Here is a 23,988-nt window from a genome sequence, read left to right on the forward strand (position 1 = left end):
GTTTTGATCTATATTACCTGTTTATCTTGCACTTTTTTCTCCCTCGCGCCATCTAAACCTATGCCACGCAATATGTGATTGATTTTTCAGCAAGCCCTAGTTAAAAAAGGATATCCCGTAGCAACTGATGGATTCTTCGGTGCCAAAACCGAACAAGCAGTCATCAATTTTCAAAAGAAAAATAAGATTACTGTTGATGGCATTGTTGGCCAGCAAACTTGGACGAAATTAGGCGCTTGCGTTAGCGAACCTCCTTGTTAAATCACTGCCAACATTTGCCCGCACTTCTTTGTCGATCGCAACTTGCAAACAATAAATGGAGAATCCAACCATGCAAACCACAAACGCAACTCGCCTTGAATTACCTTCCTGCCGTTATTTTCCCCTACTCCAACGCAACGATGCTGTCACCCAAAATGAGGATGTCCGCTACCTCCAACGAGTTTTAAATGTCAGTGGAGCTTCCCTAAATACTGATGGATCGTTCGGCGCGAAAACCCAACAAGCAGTCATCAGTTTTCAACAGCAACAAAAAATCGCTGCTGATGGCATTGTCGGCCCGAAAACTTGGAATAAATTGGGCGTTTGTACAACTATATTTTAAAGTTTGTACTACCATATTTTAAACAGAGTAGGGCGTGCCGTGCGCGCCCTATCTTTTATAGCAACCGCGCCCGATGCTGAGAACGTTTTTAAATGCTGACACCAATGCGATCGATTCGGGAGCATCTCATTTTTGAAAAAAGCATTTTTTATTATAGTGCTGTCCCCGCTCAAAAAAGGATCGTAGTACGGACTTCAGTCCGCTCTTTAAAAAATGCTTCTTGCAAAACTGAGATGCTCCCAACTAAAGTCTTCTTCCCGAATCCCTGTTTTTACCAGAAGAGCAAAGCCGAAGCGAACCCTCTTCCTTAGGAGCGCGAATTAAATAATTTACACATATTTGTGGGATGGGCGTCCCGCCCATCCAGAAAAGACGGGCGGGACGCCCATCCCACAAGAACAATAAAAATTGTAAGTTATTTAATTCTCCTTCCTTAGAAAAGCTGCCTACTTTTCCGCCCCGTCTTCCACCCCAGACCACCCCTCGGGTACTCCATACATTCGATACTTGCGAGAGCGCTTGAAATATAGCGTTGCTACCAGATCCTCAGGATTGATTTCTAAAATATTCTCAAATACTTTTTGAGCAGCAACAAATTTTTTCTGGTAGTAAAAATTGAGAGCTTCTTGAAAAATCTCCGCAGTTTGCTGTTTGAGGAGAATGCTTTGTTCTGTTTCTGCATCATAAATTTCAAATACCGACACAGCAGTTGTCTTTCCTTTCACCGTTACTCGATCGACAAATCTGTAGTTGTATGTTTCTGAATCGTCCAGGCGATCGATAATTTCACCGCTAACGAGAATTCCCGAGCCGTAAACCTTAGTCAATCCTTCCAAACGAGAGGCGAGATTCACCGCATCAGAAATCACGGTACTTTCCATCCGTTCTCGCTCGCCAATTGTACCTAACATCAAATTGCCCGCGTGCAAACCAATACCGATCGCGATCGGCAACAAGCCGTTTTGTTCTCGCTGCTCGTTGTAGATACTCAATTCTTTTTGCATATCAATTGCTGCTCGCACACCATCTGATGGAGATGTCGGAAACAAAGCCATGACTGCATCGCCAATATATTTGTTGATAAACCCGTTGTTTTCCCTGATTGCAGGACTCACCCTTCCCAAGTAACTATTAATAAATGCAAAGTTTTCGGCTGGTGTCATCTGTTCTGAAAGTACCGTAAAAGAGCGAATATCAGCAAAAAGTACAGTCATATTCTTTTCCTGATTGTCGCCTAATTTGACTTCAATAATACTCGGTCTTTCAAGCAAATCTAAAAAATCATGCGGCACAAACTTGCCGTAAGCTGCATTCAGTTTTGCCATACTAATTTGCGTCTTGATTCTGGCTAACAATTCCTTTTTGATAAAAGGTTTAGTTATATAATCATTCGCTTCTGAGTTAAAAGCTTCTACCAAGTCACTCGTTTGATTTTTGGCCGTCACCATCAGAATTGGTATTTCTAAAGGTGAGTATTGTTGGCGAACTGCTCGACAGACTTCATAACCAGTCATCTGCGGCATCATTACGTCGAGTAAAATCAAGTCTGGCTTAAATCCTGATTCAATCAGATTTAAAGCTTCTCTGCCGTTGATCGCTTGAGCGATCGCATAGTTTTCCAGAGCGAGATTATTGATAATGACCTGAATGTTAATTGGTTCATCATCGACCACTAAAACTTTTACTTTTTCACCTTCTTCTATCAAGTCCCTTTTGGTTAAGATAGTAGAATTTACTAGAGATGATTCGGAGTCTAATTCAGGAGCAAGCAAAATCTCCTCGCCCTCGGTTAAACCAGGCTGTTTGCTGTTAATTTCCGGCTGACTCTCTGAGACTGGTAAAGTAAAAATAAATTGGGAACCTACGCCTACACTTGAAGATACCGAGATTTTACCGCCGTGTAATTCCACTAATTTCTTGGCAACAGTTAACCCTAAACCCGTCCCACCATATTCTCTAGCAGTGGAACCGTCAGCTTGTTCAAATGATTCAAAAATTTGCTCTAATTTATTTTCGGGGATGCCAATGCCTGTGTCGGATACAGTAATCGCCAATTGGGGATTAGGTGATGATTCTTCAGGGCTCGTTATCAATGCTGCTGAAATCTCAACTGTGCCGCTTTCAGTGAATTTAATCGCGTTGCCGATTAAGTTATAAAGTATTTGCTCCAAACGATTCTCGTCGGCTGCTATTGGTGGCAATTCCGGAGCAACTGAGTTAATCAATTGCAATTTTTTTGTGCCTACCAATGGCTGACATAATTTGAGAATCACAAAGACGATTTCTCGGAGGTTGACTGACTTAGTTTGCAGTTCAAGACTTTTGTGTTTGAGCTGAGAAAAGTCGAGGATATCGTTTATTAAAGAAGCCAATCTTTTTCCTGACGATGCAATCAAAGCTAAGTTGAAATTGGTCGTTTCTGGCAGTTTTCCGGTAGCACCGTCTATCAAAGATTCTGCAATCCCAATAATGCCGTTGAGGGGAGTGCGGAGTTCGTGGGAAGTATTGGCTAAGAATTCGTCTTTCAGTTTGTCCAGTTGCTGCAATTGGGTATTTTTAGTTTCTAAGGCACTAAAAGATGTTTGCAGTTGTGCTGCCATGCTGTTAAAAGCGGTAGCAAGCACGCCCAACTCGTCGGAACGATCGAGCTTGACAGTTCTGTCAAATTGTCCTTGAGACAAATCTATTGCTGCATCTTTTAATTTTAAAATTGGTTTGGTAATCCAGCGAGAAGTGCAAATTCCGATCGCAGTAGCTACAGCCAAAGCTGCCAGACATAGCAAGATTGTAGTTCTATTGCCGGCATTTATTTGTTCCATAAAATCGGCTTCTGGAACGACGACGACAATGAGCCAATCTAAACCTTTGCCATCTTGGAATGGCATAACTTTTAAAAATTGCTGCTTCCCATTGATTTCAAAATGGATTAGTTTCGATTCGGTAATTTGCTGCAAGTCTTGAAAGTGACTTTCTAAGTATTTAGCTGTACTCTGGGTTACGATATCGCTGCTTTCTTTGACTTGAAACTGTTGTTTTTTACCGTTTTTGTTGCGGAAAGGTTTTTCTGGGGTGGAAGTTGCCAGCAGCGTTCCCTTTCTTTCGATAATAAAAGTTTGACCGGATTTGCCTATTTTGAGGCTGTTTAAAAATTCACTGATACTGTCCAGACGTAAAGCAGTAATTAATACTCCGTCTAGCTGTTTCTGGTTGTTGTAAACTGGTTGCAGCGCGCTGAGGAGCAGTGTGGGTTCTAGCGAGGAGACATCCACTGAACTCCAAGTGGTTTTGCCTGCTACAGAGGCATCTTTGTATAAAGGGTTCTGTCGGATGTCGAAGTTTTTGATGGTGGCTGCTATTTTTGTGCGATCGCCACTATCATTAGTATTGTAGGAATAAAAATTAAATTTGGTAGACGGGCCGGAGGCGTTAATCAACAAAGTCCCATTCGACATCTTTTCGCCAGTGCGGTATTCTCCATTGCGATTGGCGAACGACGTAAAATTGATATAAGGATATAATTGCACTTGCCGCCACAGATACTTTTCCCAAGCTGGCAAGTCTTTGATGTTCACAAAACCCAACTTCAGTGCATCCAGCTTGCTTTGATTGATCTGGTGCGGAGTTTGCAAATAAGTTATCAAATTTTGCTCAATGCGATTGCTCACTTCCCCCATTAACTGATCTGCAAGATCGTTCACGGCTTTTTGAGAGTTCTTAAATGATAAATATCCCACAATTCCCACTGCCGCAAATACTTGCAAGACAAACGGAACTATGAGTACAGTTTGCAGCGTCGTTTTTCCTGAAAGTTTGGCAGCTAAGCGATTGAGAGAAAAAGTTGACATAACATTAATTTAGATTAAAAGACACGGTTTATACTCGGAGGGAAGCTACACCACTGTTAAGTATTGTAAACCTTGTTGTAGTTGAACAAAAGTTACACAATAACAGCCTGATTCTAGGTTGTTTCCTGAATCGCTGTCAAACCTGAGATTTTTTATAGAAACCAGGTTTTTTTTCGCATAGCTTTACGCATTATATTCGATTATGAAGTCAAACCTAGCGAACTCTACAGCGGATTTTCGGGGAAATTCCCCATTTTGGGTCTTCAGGCTTCGGTATGAATATATTATGACTGAGACTAGCTCCAGAAAAATCGATGAAGACCTGAAAATTTCTGACTTCAGATTGATGCTACTTTTACTACTTTTCATCCAAACATTCTATCCCCGACCATCCTTCTGGAACTCCATACATTTGATGTTTCAGAGAGCGCTGGTAGTAGATTGCTGCCAACTTATCTTGAGGATTTGTTTCGCAAATATTCTTAAAGATTTTTTGCGCTTTAGGAAAATTTTGCTCGACATAAAGCTGTATACCTTGTTGAAATACAGCAGCAGTTTCCTGTTTTAGCTGAATGCTTTGTTCTGTTTCTGCATCATAAATTTCAAACACCGACACGGCAGATGTTTTCCCTTTTACGGTGACTCGATCGACAAATCGGCACAGATATTGCGATCGATCGCCCAAACGCTCTAAAATTGATTCAGTAACGAGAATTCCAGAGCCGTAAACCTTAGTCAATCCTTCCAAACGAGACGCGAGATTCACCGCATCAGCAATCACGGTACTCTCCATCCGTTCTTCTTCGCCAATCGTACCCAGCATTAAAGTGCCCGCGTGCAAACCAATACCGATCGTAATTGGTGCGTAATCCCTTGTTTGTCGGCGATCGTTGAAAAGAATAACTTGTTTTTGCATTTCCACTGCCGCGCGAACAGCATCATCTGCCGACTCAGGAAATAGTGCCATAATCGCATCGCCAATATATTTATCAATGAAACCTTTGTGATCGCGAATTACCGGACTGACTCGACTGAGGTAGCTGTTGAGAAAATTAAAATTTTCTTGGGGAGTCATAGCTTCGGAGATAGTTGTAAAGGAGCGAATATCAGAAAATAAAACTGTCATTTCTTTCTGGATTTGATCGCCTAGTTGAACATCAACAATACTTTCGTGTCCCAAAAATCGCAGAAAGTCGTGGGGCACAAATCTACCATAAGCTGCATTTATTTTTGTGAGACGGATGTGAGTTTTGATTCGAGCTAGCAATTCATTTTTGAGAAAAGGTTTAGTTAAAAAATCATTGGCTCCTGCATTGAAACCTTGCACTAAGTCAGATACTTGATTTTTCGCGGTTAGCATGACGATTGGCAATTCGCTAGCCGTGAATTTCTCCCTGACTTTATCGCAAACTTCGTAACCAGTCATCCGTGGCATCATGATATCTAGCAATATTAGATCGGGTTTGTAGCCTCTCTCGATAAGAGCTAAAGCTTCTCTACCGCTGCTAGCTTCGGCGATTGTATAATTTTCAAGAAGTAGATTGTTAGTTAATACCTGAATATTTACAGGTTCGTCATCTACAATCAAAATTTTTACTTTGTTGTTTTTCAAAGAACATTTAATCGCACTCGAACTGTTATTGTTAAAATTTGGTGGAGCAGCTTCATTAATTATCAACTTGCGCTCTTCTGTTCTCGAAACTAAAGAATGTCGAGCAGTTGCTGGCAACTGCTTGTCATCGAGATATTGATTTTTAGAAATTGGCAAACTAAAGGTAAACTGGGAACCAACACCGAGTTCTGAAGATACTTGAATTTCGCCACCGTGCAGCTCGACTAACTGCTTTGTAACTGCCAAACCTAAACCAGTTCCTCCGTGTTCTCTAGCAGTGGAGCCGTCTGCTTGTTCAAAGGATTCAAAAATTCGTTCTAACTTATCTTCAGCAATGCCAATTCCCGTATCGGATACGGTAATTTGCAGTTTTGACCTGACAATTAAAGATAGAAGCTGGCTCGTTACTGAACTTTCTTTTTTTGCCAACTGCGGCGATTCCAAGCCGATCGCATTCGCCGAAATTTCTACAGTACCATTGTCGGTAAATTTAATCGCATTGCCGATCAAGTTGTAAAGAATTTGTTGCACCCGATTTTCGTCGGCATCCACCAGGGGAATGTCGGGAGTGACTGAATTAATCAACTGCAAGTTTTTTGTGCCAATTAGAGGTTGAGAAAGAGTTACTACGATATCGACAATTTCTCGAATGCCGACGGGCTTGATTTGCAGTTCAATATTTTTGTGTCTCAGCTTGGAGAAATCGAGAATGTCGTTGATGAGATTTGACAGTCTTCTGCCACTAGATGCAATAATTTCTAGATTGGAAATAGTCAGTGCTGGTAATTGTCCTGTAGCACCATCGATCAAAGATTCTGTTAAACCGATAATGCCGTTTAGTGGGGTGCGGAGTTCGTGAGAAGTATTGGCTAAAAATTCGTCTTTGAGTTTGTCAAGTCGCTGCAATTGAGCATTTTGATGCTCTAATTTTGTGAAAGATACTTCCAATTGACCGGCCATGCTGTTGAAGGCATTAGCTAATTTTCCTAGTTCGTTAGATGAGGCAATATTTACCCGAGTTTCCAATATGCCGCTAGTCATTTGAGTAGCTGCGGATGTTAGAGATTTTAAAGGATTTGTGAGCGATCGCGCAAAAGCGACTCCCAAGCCCACGGCGGCGAGGGCGCTGACGGTGGTAACTGCACCCATGACGTAGATGAGCGATCGCACAGGAGCGTAAGCTTCGGCTGTAGGTAGCTCTACAACCACCATCCACTGTACCCGACGGACGATCGCACCCGTTCCCATGACTTCTTCCCCGTGCCAGCCTCGATAAACCAGCGGAGATTGCATTCCCGAAGCTAAAGCTAATTTCGATAACTCTCCCACAAACGATCGCCCTTTCAAATCTGGGAGTAAATACGGATTAACCTTGTTTCCTGTTTCCGAAATCAGCACCGAGCGGTTGTCGATAACATAGCTGTATCCAGTTTTTCCAACTTGCGATCGGGCTGCAATTTGAATTAAAAAGTTTAGACTTACTCTGGCAAATAATACTCCAGCAATTTTATTTTTACTGTCGCGAATAGGCACGGCTAAATTAACAACATTAACCGTTGTCTTCATATCGACATCTACTGAACTCACATAATTTTGAGCCTGTCGAAATGTCTCCCAAAATAGAGGCGAATCTCCCGAAATACCTGCCAAACTCAAGCTAGATGTAGAGTATGATTCGTAAGGCGACATTACTTGTACGACTTGACCTTTACTGTTTAAAATTCCTACCACTTCGTAGGCGCTGTTGCTATTGATTAATCCTTCAAGAATGCTGCGCTGAGTTTCAGCATTGAATTCTGTTAAGCCACGCAATTCTGACAAATAATTGAGTTGGCGCTGCAAGTTATCCAGATAAGCCCTAATTTGGGCGGCCGCAGCTTGCGATCGCTCGTACTGAAGCTGTTTTGTCTGTTCTATTTGTCCCCGAAAGCTGAGGTAAGCTAACGTACTCCCTGCCATCAATACGCTTGCCACAACAATCGAGACAAAACCATAACGCAGTTGATTGGCAATTGAGGACATTTGATTCTGCTACTTAACAGTTTTAACTCTCTTTCTCTAGGATACACCTAATTTCATTTTTCGTAGCGCTGCTACAATCGCCACCTTTAATTTATCGTTACCTTTGGCTAACTTGTGGTTTTATAAATCTAATTTTTGTTTCCAGATCCGATCTTCAATCCAAATTCGATCCGGCAGGAGTCCCAACCTAAAGAAAATTTCAGCAATGCGTTGTTGTTCTTCAACTGCCCTATCTTGAATTGGTAACAAATCGTAGGTACGGCTTTTAGTTAAACTTCTAGCTGTGGTTTTTTTCATTCCGGTTCGAGCGGTAATAAAGTCTACTGCTCGCTCGGGATTTTTAGTTATCCAATTAGCCATCTGTCGCGTTTCTCCCATGACTGTTTTAACAATATCGGGAAAGTCGCTAGCAAAAGAGCGACTTGCCAAATAGAAGTTTCTGTCATTGATCAGTTGCTCGCTATCAGTCAGGAAATGAGCAGGCATGGTTTCCTGTAACTTAGCTAAAAACGGCTGCCAAACCGCCCAAGCATCAACTTCGCCTCTCAGAAATGCTTCCTGAGCTTTTGGCGGAGACAAATCGACTAATTCGGCATTTTTTAACTTCAATCCGCCTTGAGTTAACGCCCGAATTAACAAATAGTGAGCTGATGTTTTCCGAGTGGCTGCTATTTTCTTGCCTTTAAGATCTGCGAGAGTCCGAATAGGAGAATTTTCAGGAACTATGATGCCAATGCTGCCAGGTAAAGCTGAATCATTAGCAATATAAACGAAAGGTATGCCCTCTGATTGGGCAAAAATTGGCGGCGTAACTCCTGCATAACCCAGATCGATTTTTCCTTGTCCTATTGCTTTTAAAATTGGTGGCCCTGTGACAAATTCCGTCCATTCTACAGACCATCCCATTTTTGCTAAACGGGTTTCCAAAGATCCTTTAGCTTTGAGATAAAACAGGGATCCGAAAGGCTGATGGCCGATTCTTACTATTTTTGTTAAGTTTGAGAATGAGTTTGTTTTTTTTGCTGTAAAGCTATTTATCAGATCGGAGTTGCAACTTGCTACAGTTAAACTCAAGCAAAAAAATAGTATAAATAGCAGCGAATATTTCCAAGCCAAATGCTGTTTAATATTTTGAATCAAAAACGATAATTGAAACCTCGGCTTTTTGTGGCTCATAAAATATCGTCGAAGTAGGTTGTGCAGGAGTAATATTTTCCAGATGTTTTTGACAATACTTATATTACAATACGGTTCAGTTAACAATCTAATTGCTTTGCGCGCAGATAAATTCATTGAGAAGCACCATAGTCTTTGCGATTGCTTCGCTAAGAGCTCGCAATGACATACTTCGCTAACCCAAGCGTATTGACTTATATTATGTCCGCTGATTTCCGGGTGTTAAAAAAGGTAGAATTAAATATAAAATTTTGGCTGGCTGTCTCTGAAATTAGCGACCAAATTAAGCTATATTATAGCAGATTTCAGGAATGTGAGATTTGCTATGGCTGACTCTATTGCTCGCCGTTTGGAACAATACACGATCGCCCGATCGCACGAAGTGTTAATCGTGAAGGCCGAAATAGACGGCGAATTCGACGAAATTGCTATTTTTAAAGGGTTTTCTAGCTCCCTGGTGCGATCGACCGCGAGCGATCCAGAAGTGCCAGTTTTGCCGGAGACAGCAAAGATTGTTAGTGTCGATCGGCTCTATAGTCCCTACAATCCAAATAACCCCCGCTATATCGAGCAAGGGCTATCTTGGGAAACAATGCAATTTCTCTTGTCCGAAGCCGGAGTTTAGAAGACCGGGCGGTTTCAACCGCCGTCTATACAAGAACACCGGGCGGTTGAAACCGCGTCTATACAAACAAAACCCTTCTAGTGCGGGTTGAAGAACTGGCGGTTAACATTACGTTATTTTCTTCAGTCCGCGGAGGCGGACTTTGTTTTTGTAGGCGCGGTTTCAACCGTACGTCTTATCTAAATCGTGCCGCCGGCCGCTTGAAAACGAGCTCTCGCGCGTTTGATTGCTTGCTTAGCTTGAATTTGCTCTTGCAAAGTGCCACTAGCAGAGCTTTCCAAACGAGCTTCTGCTTCGGTGTAAGCAGTACGAGCAGCTTCTTTATCAATCGTTTCGCCTTTCTCAGCGCCGTTGACAAGGATAGTTACTTGGTTTTCTTGGATTTCTGCAAAGCCGCCCATCAGAGCAATAGACACCCATTCCTTACCAGGACGGACGCGCATCACTCCGGTATCCAAAGCAGTCAACATCGGAGCGTGACCGGTCAAGATACCCAATTGGCCTGTCGTGCTTGGCAGAATTACTTCTTCAGCATTAGAATCCCAAACAGTTTTGTCTGGGGCCACTACGCGCACAGTTAATGTCATAAATAGTGAATTGGGAATTGGGAATTGGGCATTGGGAATTGGGCATTGGGCATTGGGCATTGGGCATTGGCCAAACAGGTAATTGGTTATTTGTTAGTTTCAATAACCAATAACCAATTACCAATTACCAATTACCCATTACCCATTACCCATTCCCTACTTTCTACTTAGCGTCAGCCTTCATTTTTTCAGCTTTGGCGATCGCTTCGTTGATATCGCCAACCAAATAGAAAGCTTGTTCAGGTAACTCATCAAGTTCGCCACCCAAAATCATTTGGAAGCCCTTAATGGTATCAGCCAACTTGACGTACTTACCGGGGGAACCGGTGAACACTTCTGCTACAAAGAACGGTTGAGACAAGAAGCGTTCAATTTTGCGAGCGCGAGAAACAGTCAAGCGGTCATCTTCCGACAGCTCGTCCAAACCCAAAATCGCAATAATATCTTGCAATTCCTTGTAGCGTTGCAAAATAGACTGCACCTGACGCGCAACACCATAGTGTTCTTCGCCTACAATGCTAATTTGCAACATTGTGGAGGTAGATTCCAGGGGATCAACAGCCGGATAAATACCCTTCGCAGCCAAACCGCGAGACAACAAAGTTGTAGCGTCTAAGTGAGCAAAAGTCGTAGCCGGCGCTGGATCAGTGAAGTCATCCGCAGGTACGTACACAGCTTGAACCGAAGTAATCGAACCTTCGGTAGTCGAAGTAATCCGTTCTTGCAAGTCGCCCATGTCTGTACCGAGAGTCGGCTGATATCCCACAGCCGAAGGCATCCGACCCAACAAAGCCGATACCTCAGATCCCGCTTGTACGAACCGGAAGATGTTGTCAATGAACAAGAGTACGTCTTGCTTGCTGACATCGCGGAAGTATTCGGCCATCGCTAGAGCCGACAGGCCCACGCGCATCCGAGCACCTGGTGGCTCGTTCATTTGACCGTATACTAGGGCAATTTTCGATTTGCTGCGGTCTTTTTCGTCAATAACCCCAGACTCGATCATTTCTTTGTAAAGGTCATTACCTTCACGGGTGCGCTCGCCCACACCGCCAAACACGGACACGCCGCCGTGAGCCTTGGCGATGTTGTTCACGAGTTCCATCATGATCACGGTTTTGCCGACGCCTGCGCCGCCGAACAAACCGATTTTGCCACCGCGACGGTAGGGAGCCAGGAGGTCGATGACCTTGATCCCTGTTTCAAACACCGAAGGCTTGGTTTCTAGTTCGGTGAAAGCCGGCGGCTGGCGGTGGATGGGCATACTTTCGGAAGTATTGACCGGGCCGAGGTTGTCTACGGGTTCGCCGATGACGTTAAAAATACGGCCGAGAGTCGGGATTCCGACGGGAACTTGGATCGCTTCCCCGGTATCTAATACTTCCATACCGCGCATTAAGCCGTCGGTGGTACTCATGGAAACTGCACGCACTTGGCTGTCTCCGAGGAGTTGCTGAACTTCGCAGGTAACAGAAATGTCTTGACCTGCTTCGTTTTTGCCGGCGATCGTAATAGCGTTATAGATTTGGGGCAGTTTGCCGCCTGGGAATTTTACGTCTACAACTGGCCCGATGATTTGGGTGATGTAGCCTACGTTCGTTTTTGTTGCGGTGGATACCATGAATAGTGCCTTTGTTAGGATTCTATTTTTCCCGTTGTGGAAAAAGTCTTAACATTTAGAAATGCTATTTCTCAGAGTACCACTGAACAGACTCACTATTTAGATTTGTATGGGGATGCTTAAGAGTCATTTTTTTGGTTGCTGCTGTCGCTTTTTTTTGCCGCGAGCCGCCGCCAAAGCCCCGATCCCCAGCATGGTGCCGAACACTGTCACAGGCTCGGGTGCTAGCTCGGCGGAGACGGTGAAGTCTTGGAAGTCGCGATCGTTTCCTCCTCCGGCATCGTCGAAGGAGATTTTGCTTCCCTGAGCCAGTTGGGCCATTGTGAGCGATGAATATTGTTCTGGGCCTTTACCGCCGTTGATACTTGTAAATGAGTCGGGGGAGCGGGGGTTGAGCCCAAATTCGCCAAATACGGCTTGCTGACATCCGGCCACCACACAGTCATCTCTGCGAAACTGGGTGTTGGCGGCAAACCATTCGGGGCTGTTCATGAAGGTGCTGCTGGAGGCGTACTGCTCGAATTGTTTGCCACTGCCGCTGTCACTCCAGAGCAGCAGGGCATAAACTTGATCCTGCAAAAAGGTGAAGGTTTGAGTTGGGGAGCCGTTGTTCGATCCCACGGAGTTGCCGAAGGTTCCTTTCCATTCATCGGCGTTCCCGTTATCTGAGGGTTTGAACTCGTAAAACAGTCGGGTGATGTTGCTGTAGCCATTGGCTCCTGTCTGAGCTTGGGCTACCCACAAGCTAGACTGGTAAGCGCCGTGAGATTGGTCGAATGTAAAGTTGATATTGGTATCTCGATCGAACTGGATGCCAGTGCTGCCAAACATGAAAGCTCGGGCGGGCGTGCAGATGCTGAGCAAGATTGTGGTTGCCAAGCTGGCGACTGTAAAAGATGTTTTTTTGACTAGCGTTAAGGTAGTCATAACCCTGATTCCTCCAATATTGTTAGTTAGTAAGCTGGTCAATGCTATCTTGTCAAGACAGGAATAGACGATCGCGACCCTCGGATATTAAGGGCGATCGTCAAACCGACAAAACAGACTCTACGGCAGTGACTCTACGGACTGATATCACTTAGGTGTTTTTTTGAGTCAATGAGTGCTTGTTTTAAGAGTTTTCACTGACACTCTAGTGGCAGACTACTTTCATCTGTCACAGCCAGATTTTCACTCAGTATAGATTTACAAGCTACTACATCTATTGGTATCGCTAACTGTCTCAAATTGACTGGAAGACTTGCAAATATTAGCTTTCATCAAAAATATATAAATTTTTTTTGTCAATTTTTGTGAAATTTTGGTAAAGCTCATCCCAAACTTATAAAGTTTCTCAGAAAAATTTGGCTGTTGGGTGAGTTGCTCCTGGAAGCGGACTGCAAGCTGCTCGCCCTGGAATCGGCTGTGGCGCTGTCCAGAGTAGGAATTGGAGCGAGTTGTTTGGCACTAGCAGCAAGTTGCTTTCACTGGCGATCGGTACTTACGCATTTTTGACTGCTAATCGTCAAGGTTGTTCAACTGACAGTTGACAGTTGACAGTTGACAACTGACAGTTGACAGTTGACAGTTGACAACTGACAGTTGACAGTTGATAGTTGACAGTTGATAGCACTTGACAAAGGAAAGAAGAGGATTGGAGTAATGAATAGTCTGCTTTTAATTTATCCTTAAAAGGGTTCCGGCTTTAAACCAATTATTTATGGTAATTAAATAGATAGATTTCCTGCGGATTTGCTATATTTTTTCGAGGCAAAATACCGTAAATCCTATTGACAGGAGGAACCTTCATGAGTCAGAATAGGGAAAGATAAATACGATCGCACTTTTAGCACAGATCTTTAACCACAATGGCAGCCAACAAACTAAATTTGCTCGGATGGTTATTCATACTTGGCTGCCTCAATGCAGCGGCCGGCTCGGCTTCCGCGCAACCCATCACCCCCGCACCAGACGGCACGAATACAGTCGTGACACCCAACGGCAATCGCTACGACATTTCCGGGGGGTCATTGGGCGGTGACAAGGCTAACCTGTTTCACAGTTTTACTCAGTTTGGTCTCAGTTCCGGTCAAACGGCAAACTTTTTAACCAATCCCAACATTCAAAATATCTTAGGAAGAATTAACGGAGGAAATCCTTCTGTAATCAACGGCTTAATTCAAGTTACAGGCGGCAATTCCAACCTGTTTTTGATGAATCCGTCGGGGATAATTTTCGGACAAAATGCCAGCCTCAACGTACCGGGTTCTTTTAACGCCACGGCGGCGACAGGTATCGGTTTTGGGAACAATCAGTGGTTTAGTGCGATCGCCAATAACAACTGGGCAGCTTTAATCGGGAATCCGAACAGTTTCGCATTTACCAGTCCGCAAGCAGGAAGCATTGTAAATGCCGGGAATTTGACGGTGGCACCCGGTCAAAGTTTAAGTTTGACGGGGGGGACGGTTGTGAATACCGGCCAGCTAAACGCGCCAGGAGGCGGTGTTCTGATTACGGCTGTACCCGGTCAAAATTTGGTGCGGATTTCTCAAGCTGGTAATTTATTGAGTTTGGATGTTCAACCAACAGCAACTGGGGGATCGCTGCCGAATAATTGGACGCAACCGGTGTTATCTTTGCCGGAGTTACTGACAGGAAAAGGCCAGGAACAAGCAACGAATTTGACGGTAAATGCCAATGGGGATGTGGTGCTGGCGGGGAATTTGGCTGTGCCTGTTGTGGCGGGAACTGCGATCGCCAGCGGCAGTATCAATGTCTCGGGCAATACTGGGGGTAATGTTAGCATATTGGGCGATCGGGTAGGTGCGATCGCGGCTAACATCGATGCTTCGGGTATTAACGGCGGCGGGAATGTACTGATTGGCGGAGATTTTCAGGGTTTGGGGACTGTGCCGAATGCTGTGCGGACGTTTGTGAGTGCAGATTCGACAATTAATGTGGATGCGATTAGCAACGGTAATGGCGGGCGAGCGATCGTTTGGGCTGATGAAACTACTCGTTTTAATGGGAATATTACTGCCCGAGGTGGCTTGTTTTCTGGGAATGGCGGGTTTGTGGAGGTATCGGGAAAACAATCGCTGGATTTCGCTGGGTTGGTGGATTTGCGATCGACTGTCGGCAGTGCCGGAACCTTATTGTTAGATCCTACTAATATTACTATTAGCACAGCTCCGGATGCAGCCGGTGCATTCGGGGGAGGAGTGTTTACTCCCGGTATCGCTGCGCCTACGGCTACAATTAATAACGGGACGCTGCAAACGCAATTGGGTTTAGGTAATGTCACTATTTCTACTACATCTCTTGGTGCGAGTGCAGGGGATATTACAGTTAGCGCTCCGATTGCTTGGGCTAATAAAAATTCCCTGACTCTGAATGCCAGTAATAGCATATTTGTTAACAACAATATCACAACTCAGGGAGGCAATATCACCCTGAATGCTGATACCGACAATCTCGCCGGTGGTAATGTCACCATTACCAATGCGACGATTAATACAAATGGTGGCAATTTTACCGGTATTGGCCGCGGGAATACTGTCAATGGAAATGGGATTAATATTAATGGTGGTACGATTAATGCTGGTGGTGGGAATATTGACCTCACTGGTAGTAGTGCAGGAAACACGGCAATCAACGTCGGCCTTCAGGTATCTGGCGGAACCATTACACCTACTTTAGTAACTACTGGAACGGGAAAGATTACCCTTACTGGCACTAGCGGTACCAGCCTCAATAGTGACGGGATAATTTTGCGCGGGCCTACTATAAGTTCAGCCAATGGTGAGATTACACTGATTGGTAACGGCAGCGGATCTGGTAACGGCATTCTGATTTTGAGTAATGCCGTGGTGGAATCAACGGGGACGGGAAAAGTTGGCCTGACTGGTACGGGCGGCAATGGGATTAATGGCAGCAATAGAGGGATATCTATTGAGACAAATAGCAGCGTTAAATCATTCGATGGAGATATCAGTCTTATTGGAAAAGGTGGCAGCAGTGGAAGCAGTAATTACGGTATTGCGATCGACAACGCGGCCTTAGTGCAATCAACAGGCATTGGAAGTATTAGTTTCAGCGGTACCGGCGGTGCGGGCAAAAACAATAACTCCGGGATATTGATTAACGCCGCCAAAGTGCTATCAAACAATGGAAACATCAGTTTCGCAGGGACAGGTGGTGGCACTGGAATTGGTAACCACGGTATTCGCATGGAAAACCTGCCGTCGTCAGAGGTACCACTTCTAAATGGATCGTTAGTTGAATCAACTGGAAGCGGAAGTATTTCTTTCAACGGTACGGCTGGTGCGGGCACAGACAATAACAGCGGGATATCTGTTGCTAATTCTAACGTGCGATCGGCGAGTGGAAATATCGCCATGACTGGCACAGGTGCGGGGACTGGTATCAATAAAACAAATTATGGCATTATTGTTGAGGGTAATTCAGCAGTAGAATCGACGAAGGCAAGTATCGATCTGAATGGTAAGGCAGCAATCGGTTCGGCGGCAATTTATCTGAATAATGGAGCGCTCAAATCGACGGTGGGAAATGTTGCTCTGACTGGTAATGGGCCAAGCGGTACTAATGAAATTAACCTGAATAATAGCAACATCAACCTGACGGCGGGAACCGGTAATGATGTTACTTTGACCAGTGATGCAATTACGGTTTCACCCACGTCTCAAGTCAAAGGCAACGGTACTATTCTGTTGCAACCTCTGACTCCGAGTTTAGGTATTACTGTTGGCACTGCCGGTAATTCTGCTGATTTGAATCTCAGCACTACTGAACTCGCAGCTTTCAAGGGATTTTCCCAAATGATTGTCGGGCGGGCGGACGGCAGTGGGACGATCGCAATTGCTGACCCCAGTGCTGTTACTTTTGATTTTCCGGTCACATTTCGATCTCCCCAAACTAGCGCCACAACTAGCGGCACAATTGCAGTCAATGGCAACATTAAAGGTGTAAATAATGCTTCAATTAGTTTTGATGCTCCCACTACTAACTTAAATGCAAATGTTGTCACCAACGAACAGAATATTACCTTTGGTGGTAAAGTGTCTCTCGTTCAGGGTTCTAATGTCACTCTCGATACTGGGTTAACGAAGGCAGGCGATATTAATTTTAAGGGAACTGTTGACGGCGATGGGAAGCTAACTTTGACTTCGGGAACAGGTATTATTAATCTTAACGGGGCTGTTGGGGGGACTGTGCCTTTGGGTTCCCTGACAATAGTCAATTCTCAGAATGTTACCAGTACCAGTCCGATCGCGATTACCACTACTGGCGATATTACTACAGGCAATATTACGAATCCCGGACGGGCGATCGCGCTTACGAGCAACAATGGTAACATTACGAGGAGTTCCACAGGGGCGATCGATACCAGTTCTACTACTGGAAGTGGCGGCCCGATTGCACTGAGTGCGAACAATATTACTCCTGGTAATCTTAACTCAAGTTCCACGGCGGGCGATGGTGGAAAAATTACCCTCACGGGTAAAACAGGCAACATTTTAGCAGATCCCGGAGTAGTTTGGAACTCTAGTTCTACGAACGGTGCGGGTGGCGATATCGCGATCGCCACACCCAATCTAGTTCGGATCAATATCATTGATGCTAGGGGATTGTCCGGTACGGGAAATATTAGCATTAGCGGTAATGACATGAGCTTTTCGGGAGGCCCAGATTCCGTACAGGGTAAGGGTACTTTGTCAATTGCGCCGTCTTCGCCCAATGTCGGAATTCGCTTCCAGGATGCACTTGCTGACGATCCGAAGGCGATCGATTTAGGAAAACAATTTTTCTCCTCCTTGGCTAATGGATTTAGTGGAATTGCGATCGGAACGAATAATACAACAGGCAATATCACGGTAGACAATTTGCCTGCTGTTTTCAAAGATCCTGTGACTTTCAATACTCAAGGCACAATTTTTGTAAATAAAGCTCAAGCAATTTCGGGAACTGATGATGCTTCAGTTACTCTCAACGCTACTACTAATAACCTGAAGGGAAATATTACCACCGCCGCTCAAGATATCACCATTAAGGGTAATGTCTTAGTCGGAGATAGCGTCTTGATCGGCAATGGAAATTCAGCAAGTGGCAAGATTCTGTTGAATGATAATATTGATGGCAGTGGCAATCTCACTTTAGAAACAGGTACGGTAAATATTGCGGTGAAAGGTGCTATAGGTAATACCGTACCCTTAGGAAATATTATTGTCAACAGTGGTGGTACGGCTACATTTAATGCTGTCACTGCTAGCAGTTTCACTACCAATGCTGGCGGCAAAACTGAATTAAATGGCAATGTGACTACCACCGGCGCTCAAACCTATGGAGATGCTGTCACGATTGCCAACAATCCAATTCTCGCAGGCACGGGCGTTACTTTCAACGATACTGTGAACGGTAGCAGCAATTTGACGGTGAATGGGGGTAGCGGTAATATTACATTTAGCGGTGCAGTTGGGACTATAAGTGCGATCGGCAATCTGACAGCTAACTCTACAGGTACAACCACATTTAATACTGTCAGTTCTGCCAGCGTCACTACCAATGCGGTTGGTACAACTATACTCAAGGGCAATGTCATTACAACTGGCCCTCAAACCTATGGAGATGCTGTCACAATTGCCAACAATCCGATTCTCTCAGGCAGCGCTGTGACTTTCAATAATAATGTTGACGGCACTGGCGATTTGACTGTGAATTCGGGTAGTGGCAATATTACATTCAGCGGTGCAGTTGGGGCTGCAAGTGCGATCGGCAATCTGAAAGCTAACTCTCAAGGAATAACTGCATTTAATCAAACAGTCAAGGCCGCGAGTTTGACTACAGATGCGGGTGGCACAACTCAAGTGAAGGGAAATGTCACTACAACTAACCCTCAAACCTATAACGATGCAGTCACGATTGCCAATAATCCGATTCTGTCAGGTAGCGAATTAACTTTTAACAATACTGTTGATGGTGGCAGCGATTTGACGGTGAAGGCGGCTAGCGGTAATGTTACCTTCACAAGTGCGATCGGCAAAACAACTCCTCTGACAAGTTTAACTGCCAACAGCAAAACATCTTTAGGTGGCAGTGTTACGACAACTGGCGGTCAAACTTATGCAGATGCAGTGACAATTGCCAACAATCCGATTCTCGCAGGCACCGATATTACTTTCAACAAGACTGTTGACGTAGCTGGCAATCTCGGTATTGCTGCTGACAATGTTAATCTCAAAGGAATTGTCACAACCACCAATGACGGGGCGCTCACAATTACCAATAAGGTTAATCTCAATATTGAGAAAAACCTGAATTTAGACGGTGCATTCAGTCAAAAAGGGGCGGGAACTGTTGCGGTTAGCGGCAATATCGCCACAACTAATGATAACATCAGTTTTCAAGGCCCGGTGACACTAAAAGCTCCTGTAAGTTTTACACCGGGAGATGCAACTATTGCTTTCGGTTCGACTTTAGCAGCAGGAAGTAACTCGCTGAATTTAACAGCAAGTGAAATTAATTTTTCCGATAAGGTTTCTGGTACGGCCTCGCTAGCGTTGCAACCGACAAAGGCAGGACAAAATATTGTGGTTGGTGGCACCGACAACACTACTCCCGCTTTAGATTTGACGGCATCAGAAATTAATTTGATTCAAAAGGGATTTAGCTCGATCGCGATCGGGAAATTGAATGGTAGTGGCAATATTACCATTCCTAACGATCTCACTTTTACCGCCCCAGTCACGATTCAAACGGGAACTGGTACGATCGCACTTAACGCCAATATTACCGGAAATGACAACAGCAGTATTGCTCTTAACAGCAATAATGTCAAACTCGGCAATGATGTCGCTCTCAGCAGTGCCGTCGGTAATGTTAGTATCGCAGGTGCGATCGATGGCGATCGGCGCTTGAACATCAATGCTACTAAAGGCAATGTGCTGCTGCAAGGAAATATCGGAAACACAACACCACTGACAGGTTTGAATGTTACTGCCTTAAATACTAAGTTGGGTGGCAATGTTACCACTAATAACAGCAATATCAATATTAACGGTTCTCTCGGGTTGACGAAAGATGCTGTATTCAAGACTGCTGGCGGGAATATTGGCTTTGGGGGTGCGATCGACAGTATAGATGGCGCCCGGAATCTAAATCTCGCAGCAGGTAGCGGCAGCATCACTTTCAATGGATCGGTGGGCGCAACCACAGCCCTAGGAAATCTGACAGCCAATGCTGCGGATGTTACAGCAAACTCGAATATTAACGCGCAAAGCTTGCAAGTAAATAGCACCGGAAATATCAATTTGTTGGGAAATGTCACTGCTTCAAACGGGCAAAATGGAGGGACAATCGAGCTTTCGAGCCCTACCGGAAAAGTGAATGCTAGAGATTTGAATACAGCGGGAAATACTGGCGGGAACATTACCGTTAAAGCTTTAAATTCAATTACGGCGGGAAAAATTACCTCCTTCGGTACAGCCGGAAATGGTGGCAATGTGTTCTTAGATCCGATCGGCGATCTTCAAGTAGAGTCAATTAATGCCCAAGGCGGTACGCGTGGCACTGGTGGCGATGTGTTTATTTCGACGGGGAATTTTTTCCGCGCTACAGGTGGTTTTTCCACCGCACTTTCGCCGACAGGATTTGCTAGTATTTCTACTGCGGGTGGCGCCGGTGGTGGCAAAATTACAATTGTGCACGCTGGTGGAGATCAAGGCCCACCGATTCAACCGTTTGTCGTGGGAGATACTACTATTAACGGTACGGCGGGTGCAATTACAACTGGACAATCTAGAATTACATCGCAGTCGTTTCCGCGTTCTAGTATTGTGGGTAATATTGTGTTGTTGACTGACGACGGCAAAGATCCAGCGCCAACAAATCGGCAGCCAATCCCGCCGACACCTGAAGTAATTCCGCCGACAAATGGGCCGACACCTGAAGTAATTCCGCCGACAAATGGGCCGACACCTGAAGTAATTCCGCCAACAAATGGGCCAAACACGGGCATCATTCCGCCGACAAATGGGCCGACACCTGAAGTAATTCCGCCAACAAATGGGCCAAACACTGGTATCATTCCGCCGACAAATGGGCCGAACACTGGCATCATTCCGCCGACAAATGGGCCGAACACGGGCATCATTCCGCCAACAAATGGGCCAAACACTGGCATCATTCCGCCGACAAATGGGCCGAACACTGGTATCATTCCGCCGACAAATGGGCCGAACACTGGTATCATTCCGCCGACAAATGGGCCAAACACTGGTATCATTCCGCCGACAAATGGGCCAAACACTGGTATCATTCCGCCGACAAATGGGCCGAACACTGGTATCATTCCGCCGACAAATGGGCCGAACACTGGTATCATTCCGCCGACAAATGGGCCGAACACTGGTATCATTCCGCCAACAAATGGGCCGAACACTGGTATCATTCCGCCGACAAATGGGCCGAACACTGGTATCATTCCGCCGACAAATGGGCTAATCTCGGAAAATATTCCGCCGACAAATGGGCAGATCGAGGGTCTTATTCCGCCGACAAATCGGTCAACAATTTCGTCGCCCATAACTGACATCATTCCGCCGACAAATCGATCGACAGTTTCGCCGACAACCGAAGGAATTGCGCCGACAAATCGATCGACAGTTTCGCCGACAACCGAAGGAATTGCGCCGACAAGAATTGCGCCGACAAATCGATCGACAGTTTCGCCGACAACCGAAGGAATTGCGCCGACAAATCGCTCGACAGTTTCGCCGACAACCGAAGGAATTGCGCCGACAAATCGCTCGACAGTTTCGCCGACAACAACAGAAGCAGCAGTACCTGCGATCGATTCTAACCCATTGTCGATCGCACGTGGCAGCACAGTAGGAACAGCAGCATCAGCATCGTCCGCACCCGCAGCTACACCCACACCGGCAGCTACACCCTCAACCCCCGAAACAGAAGACTTGCAGCCCCGGAGTATTCCACGCCTAAACAGTTCCGGTGTTGTTAACGATCGCATTTTAAGACTTGATTCTAGTATCATCAGTAACTTGCCCTCGGGCGAATCACAGCCAACACAAAGCAGCAACGAATCAGCGCCAGCAGCCAACTCTAATTCTCGTTTAGCGCTGGGATATGTCTCGTCTCCCGATCGACTTTTTGAAACTAACGACATCCAGAAAATAGTCTGGGGAGTCGAAGGACTGAGGAATCAAGAATTTGAATCATACCTGGGGATAAAAAGCAACATCCCAGACGAAAAACTCTTGGTTTCGACATTCCAAGAAACATTAAGAAATATCGAACAGCAAACCGGCAAGCGGTCTGGTATTATCTACATAGTCTCGCGAGTCGATCGACTGGAACTAATTTTAATTCCTCCCGTAGGGCGATCGATTCACTACAGCGTTCCGGAAGCCAACAGAGCAGCTCTTTTCCCGGTTGTCAAAGAGTTGCGGGATGAAATCACCACTCCCGCCAAACGCAATACTACCAGTTATCTACCCTCCGCCCAGCAACTGTATAAATGGGCGATCGCACCTCTAGAAAAAGACTTAGAAAGGTTAGGAATTAAGACTTTATTGCTGTCAGTAGATCCGGGATTGCGGAGTGTACCTTTTGCCGCTTTGCACGACGGTAAAGGCTTCTTGATTCAAAAATACAATTTCAGCCTAATTCCGAGTTTTAGTGCCACTAACACTAATTACAAATCGGTTAATAGCACCAGAGTGCTAGCAATGGGACGATCGGAATTTGTGGACAAAAAGCCATTACCCAGCGTCCCCCTAGAATTGCAGATGATTTCTGGTAAGTTGCAGGGGCCATTTTTCCTCAATTCAGCTTTCACCTTAGATACACTCAACTCCGAACACGCCAAGGGAGAATTTCGGATTGTTCACCTAGCAACCCATGCGGAATTCCAACCAGGAAAAGCGAGTAATTCCTACATTCAACTCTGGAATTCTAAATTGCGACTCAATGATATGGGAAGTTTAAATTGGCGCAATCCGCAGGTAGACTTGTTAGTATTGAGTGCTTGTACAACTGCTTTGGGCGATCGCGAATCAGAGTTAGGTTTTGGAGGTTTAGCGGTCAAATCCGGCGCTGCATCTGCCCTAGGGAGTTTGTGGTATGTTGACGATGGAGGCACTTTGGGACTGATGAGCGAATTTTACTACCAACTTCGAGGAGGCACAACTAAGGCAGAAACCCTGCAACTTGCTCAACAAGCAATGATTGCTCGTCAAGTTGGAATTAAAAACCAACAGTTAGTGACAACAGGAGGGAAGTTGAATTTACCAGCTAATATCAAACAAAGAAACCAAGATTTTTCTCATCCTTACTACTGGAGTAGTTTCACCCTGATCGGCAGTCCTTGGTAAGCTACCATATGCAAGATTCCGAACTTACCTAACTGACCAAAAAATTGGGATACAAGCCCCGTCCTTCTAGGACGGCTTTTCTTGATTTCTAATATATTCCTTTAAGACTTCTAGAGGCGCGCCCCCTACAGAAACCGCAAAATAGCTAGGACTCCATAAAGCTTCTTTGTGAGGTTTTTTGTATCCAGCCTGTCCGTAGCGACGGCTAGAAACTCCTTTCAAAGCATTCACTATTTGAGAGATAGAAAGTTTAGGCGGATACTCAATCAGCGCATGAATGTGATTACCTTCACCATTAAACTCCAGAACCTGAAAATTCATTTTTTCAGCAACCTCTCGAAACGTTTTTTCAATCAAATCAAGACTTTCGCCCGTAAATACAGGCCGACGGTACTTTGTCACGCAGACCAAGTGCATTTTAAGTTCTGTAACAGAATGCCGTTCTCGGCGGTAAGTAAATAGTTGTCATTGCCTGTAGACCAATATATAATCAAATAATAGACCAATTT

General features: G+C 45.0%; 10 protein-coding genes and 1 pseudogene. 4 read left to right on the plus strand and 7 right to left on the minus strand.

Annotated features, from left to right (window positions below; all coding sequences use genetic code 11):
* Positions 1-78 precede the first annotated feature (78 nt).
* Positions 79-261, plus strand: coding sequence for a peptidoglycan-binding domain-containing protein (locus JGK11_RS24695; RefSeq protein WP_293213223.1), 183 nt, complete (start codon positions 79-81; stop codon positions 259-261).
* A gap of 70 nt (positions 262-331) precedes the next feature.
* Entirely contained in the window at positions 332-604 is a 273-nt protein-coding gene (locus JGK11_RS24700; RefSeq protein ID WP_293213225.1) for a peptidoglycan-binding domain-containing protein, read from the plus strand.
* 446 nt (positions 605-1,050) lie between these two features.
* Here JGK11_RS24700 and JGK11_RS24705 read toward each other — a convergent pair whose 3' ends face one another.
* From JGK11_RS24705 to JGK11_RS24715, 3 genes are all read right to left on the minus strand, one after another.
* On the minus strand, positions 1,051-4,449 hold the full coding sequence (locus JGK11_RS24705; protein WP_293213227.1) for an ATP-binding protein: 3,399 nt from the start codon (positions 4,447-4,449) through the stop codon (positions 1,051-1,053).
* 358 nt (positions 4,450-4,807) lie between these two features.
* Positions 4,808-8,083 (minus strand): response regulator, encoded by a 3,276-nt coding sequence (locus JGK11_RS24710; RefSeq protein ID WP_293213229.1) that lies wholly within the window; start codon positions 8,081-8,083, stop codon positions 4,808-4,810.
* Between the two features lie 120 nt (positions 8,084-8,203).
* Positions 8,204-9,124, minus strand: coding sequence for an aliphatic sulfonate ABC transporter substrate-binding protein (locus JGK11_RS24715; RefSeq protein ID WP_363319660.1), 921 nt, complete (start codon positions 9,122-9,124; stop codon positions 8,204-8,206).
* A gap of 460 nt (positions 9,125-9,584) precedes the next feature.
* Between JGK11_RS24715 and JGK11_RS24720 the strand changes: the two genes are divergently transcribed.
* A complete protein-coding gene (locus tag JGK11_RS24720; protein ID WP_293151314.1) occupies positions 9,585-9,884 on the plus strand; it encodes a hypothetical protein in 300 nt (99 codons plus the stop codon).
* Positions 9,885-10,063: 179 nt separating this feature from the next.
* Here the strand turns inward: JGK11_RS24720 and atpC are convergent, their stop codons facing one another.
* The 3 genes from atpC to JGK11_RS24735 all read right to left on the minus strand — a co-directional run bounded on the left by atpC (position 10,064) and on the right by JGK11_RS24735 (position 13,019).
* Positions 10,064-10,471: an ATP synthase F1 subunit epsilon gene (gene atpC / locus JGK11_RS24725; RefSeq protein WP_293151311.1), complete on the minus strand. Its 408-nt coding sequence runs from the start codon at positions 10,469-10,471 to the stop codon at positions 10,064-10,066.
* A gap of 163 nt (positions 10,472-10,634) precedes the next feature.
* Positions 10,635-12,092, minus strand: coding sequence for a F0F1 ATP synthase subunit beta (gene atpD / locus JGK11_RS24730; protein WP_293183033.1), 1,458 nt, complete (start codon positions 12,090-12,092; stop codon positions 10,635-10,637).
* A 126-nt stretch (positions 12,093-12,218) separates the two neighbouring features.
* Positions 12,219-13,019, minus strand: a complete 801-nt coding sequence (locus tag JGK11_RS24735; RefSeq protein ID WP_293190619.1) for a PEP-CTERM sorting domain-containing protein — start codon at positions 13,017-13,019, stop codon at positions 12,219-12,221.
* A gap of 920 nt (positions 13,020-13,939) precedes the next feature.
* Here JGK11_RS24735 and JGK11_RS24740 point away from each other — a divergent pair.
* Positions 13,940-23,479, plus strand: coding sequence for a CHAT domain-containing protein (locus JGK11_RS24740; RefSeq protein WP_293213231.1), 9,540 nt, complete (start codon positions 13,940-13,942; stop codon positions 23,477-23,479).
* A 66-nt stretch (positions 23,480-23,545) separates the two neighbouring features.
* On the opposite strand, the pseudogene tnpA reads toward JGK11_RS24740, so the two are convergent.
* A pseudogene (tnpA, locus tag JGK11_RS24745) lies at positions 23,546-23,929 on the minus strand (IS200/IS605 family transposase); the annotation flags it as partial.
* Between the last annotated feature and the right edge of the window lie 59 nt (positions 23,930-23,988).

Source organism: Microcoleus sp. PH2017_34_RAT_O_A (assembly GCF_020737885.1).
Taxonomy (GTDB): Bacteria; Cyanobacteriota; Cyanobacteriia; order Cyanobacteriales; family Microcoleaceae; genus Microcoleus.

Bases quoted from the DNA above. Each gene is read 5' to 3' on its own strand.
- JGK11_RS24700 (WP_293213225.1), top strand. From the start codon at position 332: ATGCAAACCACAAACGCAACTCGCCTTGAATTACCTTCCTGCCGTTAT.
- JGK11_RS24705 (WP_293213227.1), bottom strand. From the start codon at position 4,449: ATGTCAACTTTTTCTCTCAATCGCTTAGCTGCCAAACTTTCAGGAAAA.
- JGK11_RS24710 (WP_293213229.1), bottom strand. From the start codon at position 8,083: ATGTCCTCAATTGCCAATCAACTGCGTTATGGTTTTGTCTCGATTGTT.
- JGK11_RS24720 (WP_293151314.1), top strand. From the start codon at position 9,585: ATGGCTGACTCTATTGCTCGCCGTTTGGAACAATACACGATCGCCCGA.
- atpC (WP_293151311.1), bottom strand. From the start codon at position 10,471: ATGACATTAACTGTGCGCGTAGTGGCCCCAGACAAAACTGTTTGGGAT.
- atpD (WP_293183033.1), bottom strand. From the start codon at position 12,092: ATGGTATCCACCGCAACAAAAACGAACGTAGGCTACATCACCCAAATC.
- JGK11_RS24735 (WP_293190619.1), bottom strand. From the start codon at position 13,019: ATGACTACCTTAACGCTAGTCAAAAAAACATCTTTTACAGTCGCCAGC.
- JGK11_RS24740 (WP_293213231.1), top strand. From the start codon at position 13,940: ATGGCAGCCAACAAACTAAATTTGCTCGGATGGTTATTCATACTTGGC.